The following is a 6,440-nucleotide window of genomic DNA, read 5'->3' as shown; positions in this document are numbered from 1 at the left end:
AGCGGTGGGTCAGTGAATACATCTTTGACTGATACACCGTCTTCGCGAGCAAGCCCGCTCCCACACAAGCCCGCTCCCACATTTTCTGACCGCATGCAGTCAGTGAGTCAGGTACGCATCCCGCGCCCACTCACCAGCAGCTTCGCGCAACCGATATACAGCACCACCGTCGCCACCAGCATGAAGGTGATCGCCACGCTGATCTTGATATCCGACACGCCCAGAATGCCGTAGCGGAACGCGTTGACCATGTGCAACACCGGGTTGGCCAGCGACACGGTCTGCCAGAACGGCGGCAGCAGCGTAATGGAGTAGAACACCCCGCCCAGGTAGGTCAGCGGTGTCAGCACGAAGGTCGGGATGATCGAGATGTCATCGAAGTTGCGTGCAAACACGGCGTTGATAAACCCCAGCAGCGAGAAGATCGTCGCCGTCAGCACCACCACCAGGATGGTGACCCCGAGGTGATGCACCTGCAGGTGGGTGAAGAACAGCGATAGCAACGTCACGATCACCCCGACCATCAAGCCGCGCAGCACGCCGCCCACGGTGTAGCCGATCAGGATAGTGTGCGGCGACACCGGCGAGACCATCAGTTCTTCAATGGAGCGCTGGAACTTGCTGCCGAAGAAGCTGGAAACCACGTTACCGTAGGCGTTGGTGATCACCGACATCATAATCAGGCCCGGCACGATGTACTCCATGTAGGTGAAACCACCCATGTCGCCGATCTGCCGGCCGATCAGGTTACCGAAGATCACGAAGTACAGGACCATGGTGATCGCCGGCGGCAGCAGGGTTTGCGGCCAGATCCGGGTAAAGCGCTTCACTTCGCGATAGATGATGGTTTGCAGCGCGACAAGGTTGGGTTGCAGTTCGGAACTCATACCGCCACCTTCGCCAGATTTTTCTCCACCAGGGACACGAACAACTCCTCAAGGCGATTGGTTTTATTACGCAGGCTCAACACTTCGATGTTCTGCGTCGCCAGTTGGGTGAACAGCGCGGTGATGCCCATGGCTTTGTCCACCTGCACTTCCAGGGTGTGACCGTCCAGCAGGCGGCTCGGGTAGCCGAGCAATTGCGGCGGCGCCGACAGATTGTTCTTCAAGTCGAGCAGGAAGGTTTCCACATGCAACTGGCCCAGCAGGTTACGCATGCTGGTGTTCTCGACGATGGTGCCGTGGTCGATGATGCCGATGTTGCGGCACAGCTGCTCAGCCTCTTCCAGGTAATGGGTGGTGAGGATGATGGTGATGCCCTTCTCGTTCAGTTCGGTGAGAAAGGTCCACATCGAGCGACGCAGCTCGATGTCCACGCCAGCGGTGGGCTCATCGAGGATCAGCAGGCGTGGCTCGTGCACCAGTGCGCGGGCGATCATCAGGCGCCGCTTCATGCCGCCGGACAGCGAACGCGACGGCACGTCGCGCTTGTCCCACAGGCCCAGCTGGGTCAGGTATTGCTCGGCGCGTTCCTTGGCGATCTTCGCCGGGATGCCGTAGTAACCGGCCTGGGTCACGACGATGTCGAAGGTCTTTTCAAACTGGTTGAAGTTGAATTCCTGCGGCACCACGCCGATGGAGCGCTTGAGCGCTGCCGGGGATTTGTCCAGGTCATGCCCGAAGATATTCACCGTGCCGCTGGTCTTGTTGACCAGGGTCGAGAGGATACCGATGGTGGTGGATTTGCCGGCACCGTTGGGGCCGAGCAAGGCGAAGAAGTCACCTTCGGCAACGTCCAGATCGATACCACTCAGGGCCTGGAAACCGTTGCCGTAGGTTTTGGTTAGCTGCCGGATGGACAGAGCGGAACTCATATCGGAATACGCACCAAAGAAGGGAATAGGAAGAATAGATGAAGGCGCACGCCACGAAGTTCAACGGCGGCGCATGACAGGCATGGTGGCTGCCTGCGCCGCACAAGTACAGTCACCTGTATTAATAGTCAGTATTAAGTCAACGCGGTCATGACCGCTTTGCGGTAGGCCGGGCGTTGTTGCAGGCGTTGGTACCAGGCCTCTAGGTTGGGCATTGCAGGGCGCTCGATGGGCATTTCGAACCAGGCGTAGGCAAAACAGCCCAAGGGGATATCGCCCATGCCGATCTCGTTGCCCGACAGATACGGCTGTTCGGCGAGGGCCTTGTCCACGGTGGCGAGTGCATCGATGCAGGCTTGGCGCCCCGCGTGGATGCTGTCCCAGTTCTGTTTTTCCGCGGGGGTGCGCAGGATGCCCCAGAACACGGCCTTGAACGGTTCGGCGAGGGTGGACGTGGTCCAGTCCATCCATTTTTCCGCACTGGCCCGGGCTTTCAGGTCCGTCGGGTACCAACTGGACGCCTGCTTGGCGCAGAGGTAACGCACGATGGTGTTGGATTCCCACAGCACAAAGTCGCCGTCTTCGATCATCGGCACCCGGCCATTGGGGTTCAACGCGCGGTACTGCGGCGTGTCGACCACACCAAACGCGCCGCCCGCGTCGATGGCCTCATAGTCCAGGCCGAGCTCCTCGGCGCACCACAGTGCTTTCCTGACGTTTGACGAATTTTTACGACCCCAGATCTTCAGCATGACCGTGCCTTATTGTGTGGTGAGCGCAGCAGCATACGCCGGTTCAGGCACGGCTTAAATCGGTCTGCATGTCACCGAGCAAGGGCGGACTGTCATCGGTGAACAGGTGTGGGTAACAGCTGCGGATATGCTCGAAGAAAAACGCCTCGGGCACGTCAGGAAATTGCCCGTGGTCCACCACGTACTCCATCGAACGCTGGCCCTGGCGATTGAACGCGTGGAACACGCTGTCGTTGACCCCATCGAACTCCAGTGCCGGCACATCAAACACATTACACAGCTGCTGATTGAACGCCGGCGTGGCCTTGACCCAACGCCCATGCAGGAACAGCTCGGTGTAGCCATGCATGGCAAACACATCGCTTCTAAGCAGCGCGAGCAGGCGCGGCGTGGACAGGTGGTTGCGCACATCCGCCAGGCCGATGCGCGCCGGGATGCCGCAGTGGCGGGCGCAAGCAGCCAGCAAGGTGGCCTTGGGCACGCAATAGCTTTCGCCGGCGGCCAGGGCGAAGCTGGCGCTCAGGGTGCTGGGGTCACGGCTGAAGGTGTAGGGGTTGTAGCGAATCGCCTCACGCACGGCGTAATAAAGGCTGACTGCCTGGTCATTTAAATCCTCGCGGGTACCGCGATGCTTTTCGGCGAACTCCACCACCGCAGGGTGGTCACTATCGATGAAGCGGCTGGGACTCAGGTACGTATCCATGAGCGTTATCTCCGAAGGAAGCCTGGAGTCTAGCGACAGGCCTGCCCGAGGGATAACGACGAATCGGCCAAATCTCGTAACACCCCTATCACCCCGCTTGTTCGGATGCCGACTAAGCTCCAGGGTGGTTTCGCCCCTGGTTTCACGGAGGATTGAATATGCTGTTGTTGTGGATACTGGTTCTGGTCGCTGGCATTGCCTACCTGGCACACCGTCGCACCGCGCCCCTGCCCGCCCTGGGCGTCGTTGCCGTCTACCTGCTGGCGATGGGGGTGTGGAGTCACGCGCCAGGATGGTTGCTGCTGATCTTCTGGGTGTTGCTGGCCGCCGTTGCGGCGCCCTTGCTGCTGCCCGACCTGCGCCGCCAATACTTCACCAAACCGCTGTTCAGCTGGTTCCAGAAAGTCCTGCCGCCGATGTCCGAGACCGAGCGCGATGCCATTGACGCCGGCACGGTGTGGTGGGACGGCGAACTGTTCAGCGGCCGCCCCGACTGGGACAAGTTGCTGGCCTACCCCAAGGCCCAACTGACCGCAGAGGAACAGGCATTCATCGATGGCCCCACCGAAGAACTCTGCGCGATGGTCAGCGACTGGGAGATCGGCCAGGCCATGGACCTGCCGCCCGCCGCCTGGGCGCATATCAAGACCCACGGCTTCTTCGCCCTGATTATTCCCAAGGAATACGGCGGCAAGGGCTTTTCCGCCTATGCCCACTCCCAGGTCGCGATGAAACTCGCCACCCGCAGCGGCGACCTGGCGTCCACCGTGATGGTGCCCAACTCCCTCGGCCCGGCCGAACTGCTGCTGCACTACGGCACCGATGAACAACGCAACCATTACCTGCCACGCCTGGCCCGTGGCGATGACATCCCCTGCTTCGCCCTTACCGGCCCGCTGGCCGGCTCCGACGCCGGCGCCATGCCCGACACCGGGATCATTTGCAAAGGTGAATGGGAAGGCCAGGAAACCCTCGGCCTGCGCCTGAACTGGGAAAAACGCTACATCACCCTCGGCCCGGTCGCGACCCTGCTGGGCCTGGCCTTCAAGGCCCATGACCCGGACCATCTGCTGGGTGACAAGGAAGACCTGGGCATCAGCCTCGCGCTGATCCCTACGGATACCCCTGGCGTGGACATCGGCCGTCGCCACCTGCCCCTCGGCGCTGCGTTCATGAACGGCCCCAACTCCGGCAAGGATGTGTTCATCCCCCTGGAATTCCTGATTGGCGGCCAGGAAATGCTCGGCAAGGGCTGGATGATGTTGATGAACTGCCTGTCGGTAGGCCGTTCGATCTCCCTGCCTGCGGTGGGCACCGGCGCGGCCAAGTTCACCAGCCTGGTGACCGGCCAGTACGCCCAGGTGCGCGAGCAATTCAACGTGCCATTGTCCGCCTTCGAAGGTATCCAGGAAGCCCTCGCGCGTATCGGCGGCAACGCCTGGCTGATGGACAGCGCGCGCATGCTCACCGCCAACGCGGTGGACCTCGGGGAAAAACCCTCGGTGTTGTCGGCGATCCTCAAGTACCACCTCACCGAACGTGGCCGCGAGTGCATCAGCCACGCCATGGACGTACACGGCGGCAAGGGCATCATCATGGGCCCGAACAACTACCTGGGCCGCAGCTGGCAAGGTGCGCCGATCTTCATCACCGTGGAAGGCGCGAATATCCTCTCGCGCAACCTGATGATCTTTGGCCAGGGCGCGATCCGCTGCCATCCGTTCGTCCTCAAGGAAATGGCCCTGGCCGGCCGTGAAGACCACGACCAGGCCCTCAAGGAGTTCGACGGCCTGCTGATGCAGCACATCGGTTTTGCCGTGAGCAACGCCGCCAGCACCCTGATGCTGAACTTCGGCGTGGGCCACTTCGAGAAGGCACCGGGCAACCGCTTGAGCCAGGGTTACTTCCGCGCGCTGAACCGCCAGGCCGCTGCCTTCGCCCTGCTTGCCGACCTGAGCATGATGTTGCTCGGTGGCGAGTTGAAGCGCCGTGAACGCCTGTCCGCGCGACTGGGCGATGTACTCAGCCACCTGTACCTGGCTTCGGCGGCACTCAAGCGCTACCACGACCTGGATTCGCCGGACCATCTGCAACCGCTGTTCACCTGGGCCATGGAAGAAAGCCTGGGCGAGTCGGAGCGCGCCCTGGATGAACTGTTGAGCAACTTCCCGAACAAGGTGCTCGGCTGCCTGCTGCGGGTGATCGTGTTCCCGTTCGGCCGCCGCCACACCGGGCCGTCGGATGCGCTGGATGCCGAAGTCGCGGCGGTGCTTGGCCGCGCCAAAGGCGACCCGACCCTGGAAGAACTGCTCGCCGGCTGCTACCGCCCACAATCGGCGGACGATCCGGTCGGCGCCCTGCAACAGGCCTACGACCTGCTCGGCGCCAGCCATCCGCTGCAGAAAAAACTGCACACCGCGCTCAAGAGCGGCCAGGTCAAACCGGCCGCCGACGAGCATGCCATCGACGCGGCGCTGGAAGCGGGCGTGCTGCAACCGGCCGAAGCGCAAACCCTGCGCGACGCCGAAGCGGCGCGGCGCAAGGTGATCGACGTGGATGATTTCAGCAAGGAAGAGCTGACGCAGGCTGAGGGTAAAATCCGCTGATCCCAGCGGCCATATAAAAACGGGCGCTTGAGCTATATACTCTCGCGCCCGTTTTTGCTTTAGAGGACTTATCTCGTGTCCAACGTCGTTGCCGATCATCTCGTCTTGCTCGACCACCTGCGCAGCATCCTGGTTGCCGTCGGCGAAGCCGAACAGGTGCCCGAGGAAAGCCATACCTTGTTCCTGGAGCGCTTCGACGAACTGCGCGCCCTGCTGCCCATCGACCCGATCGAAAGCCAGTACCTGGGCCAGGACCTGATGAGCCAGGTCATCCTGCGCTACCCGCAAATCGCCCACCTGGTGCCGCGCGACCTGCTGTGGTTCTTTGGCGGTGACTGCCTGCACTTCATGCCCGATGAAGAACTGGACATGTACCAGGCCCTGGAAGAGCGTCGCTTCGAAGCCGAACAGAACGACGAACCGTTCGACTGGAACCAGGAAAAGCAACTGCTGGCCATGCCGGTGGACCAGAGCAAGCACTGATCCTTGCGGACACTGCTGCACTAACATGTGGGAGCGGGCTTGTGTGGGAGCGGGCTTGCTCGCGAAGGCGGTGTGTCAGT

Annotated in this window: 6 protein-coding genes; 2 read left to right on the top strand and 4 right to left on the bottom strand. The window is 61.7% G+C overall.

What is annotated here, in order from left to right; genetic code table 11:
* Nucleotides 1-107 precede the first annotated feature (107 nt).
* The 4 genes from NUV89_RS26600 to NUV89_RS26585 all read right to left on the bottom strand — a co-directional run bounded on the left by NUV89_RS26600 (nucleotide 108) and on the right by NUV89_RS26585 (nucleotide 3,271).
* A complete protein-coding gene (locus NUV89_RS26600; protein ID WP_017737220.1) occupies nucleotides 108-887 on the bottom strand; it encodes an ABC transporter permease in 780 nt (259 codons plus the stop codon).
* A complete protein-coding gene (locus NUV89_RS26595) occupies nucleotides 884-1,816 on the bottom strand; it encodes an ABC transporter ATP-binding protein (RefSeq protein WP_257783659.1) in 933 nt (310 codons plus the stop codon). The genes NUV89_RS26600 and NUV89_RS26595 overlap by 4 nt, the downstream gene beginning before the upstream one ends.
* A 134-nt stretch (nucleotides 1,817-1,950) precedes the next feature.
* Nucleotides 1,951-2,568, bottom strand: a complete 618-nt coding sequence (locus NUV89_RS26590; RefSeq protein WP_124525282.1) for a glutathione S-transferase family protein — start codon at nucleotides 2,566-2,568, stop codon at nucleotides 1,951-1,953.
* Nucleotides 2,569-2,611: 43 nt separating this feature from the next.
* Complete coding sequence (locus tag NUV89_RS26585) at nucleotides 2,612-3,271, bottom strand: transglutaminase family protein (RefSeq protein ID WP_257783658.1); 660 nt, start codon at nucleotides 3,269-3,271, stop codon at nucleotides 2,612-2,614.
* Nucleotides 3,272-3,429: 158 nt separating this feature from the next.
* Between NUV89_RS26585 and NUV89_RS26580 the strand changes: the two genes are divergently transcribed.
* The gene (locus NUV89_RS26580) at nucleotides 3,430-5,877 is read left to right on the top strand and encodes an acyl-CoA dehydrogenase (RefSeq protein ID WP_257783657.1); all 2,448 of its coding nucleotides are present in this window, start codon (nucleotides 3,430-3,432) and stop codon (nucleotides 5,875-5,877) included.
* 75 nt (nucleotides 5,878-5,952) lie between these two features.
* Nucleotides 5,953-6,360: a PA2817 family protein gene (locus tag NUV89_RS26575; RefSeq protein WP_017737215.1), complete on the top strand. Its 408-nt coding sequence runs from the start codon at nucleotides 5,953-5,955 to the stop codon at nucleotides 6,358-6,360.
* Nucleotides 6,361-6,440 lie beyond the last annotated feature (80 nt).

Origin of the sequence: Pseudomonas sp. 18.1.10 (assembly GCF_024655625.1) — a bacterium.
Taxonomy (GTDB): domain Bacteria; phylum Pseudomonadota; class Gammaproteobacteria; order Pseudomonadales; family Pseudomonadaceae; genus Aquipseudomonas.
The sequence above is the reverse complement of the archived record's forward strand: the minus strand, read 5'-3'. Positions and strand labels throughout refer to the sequence as shown.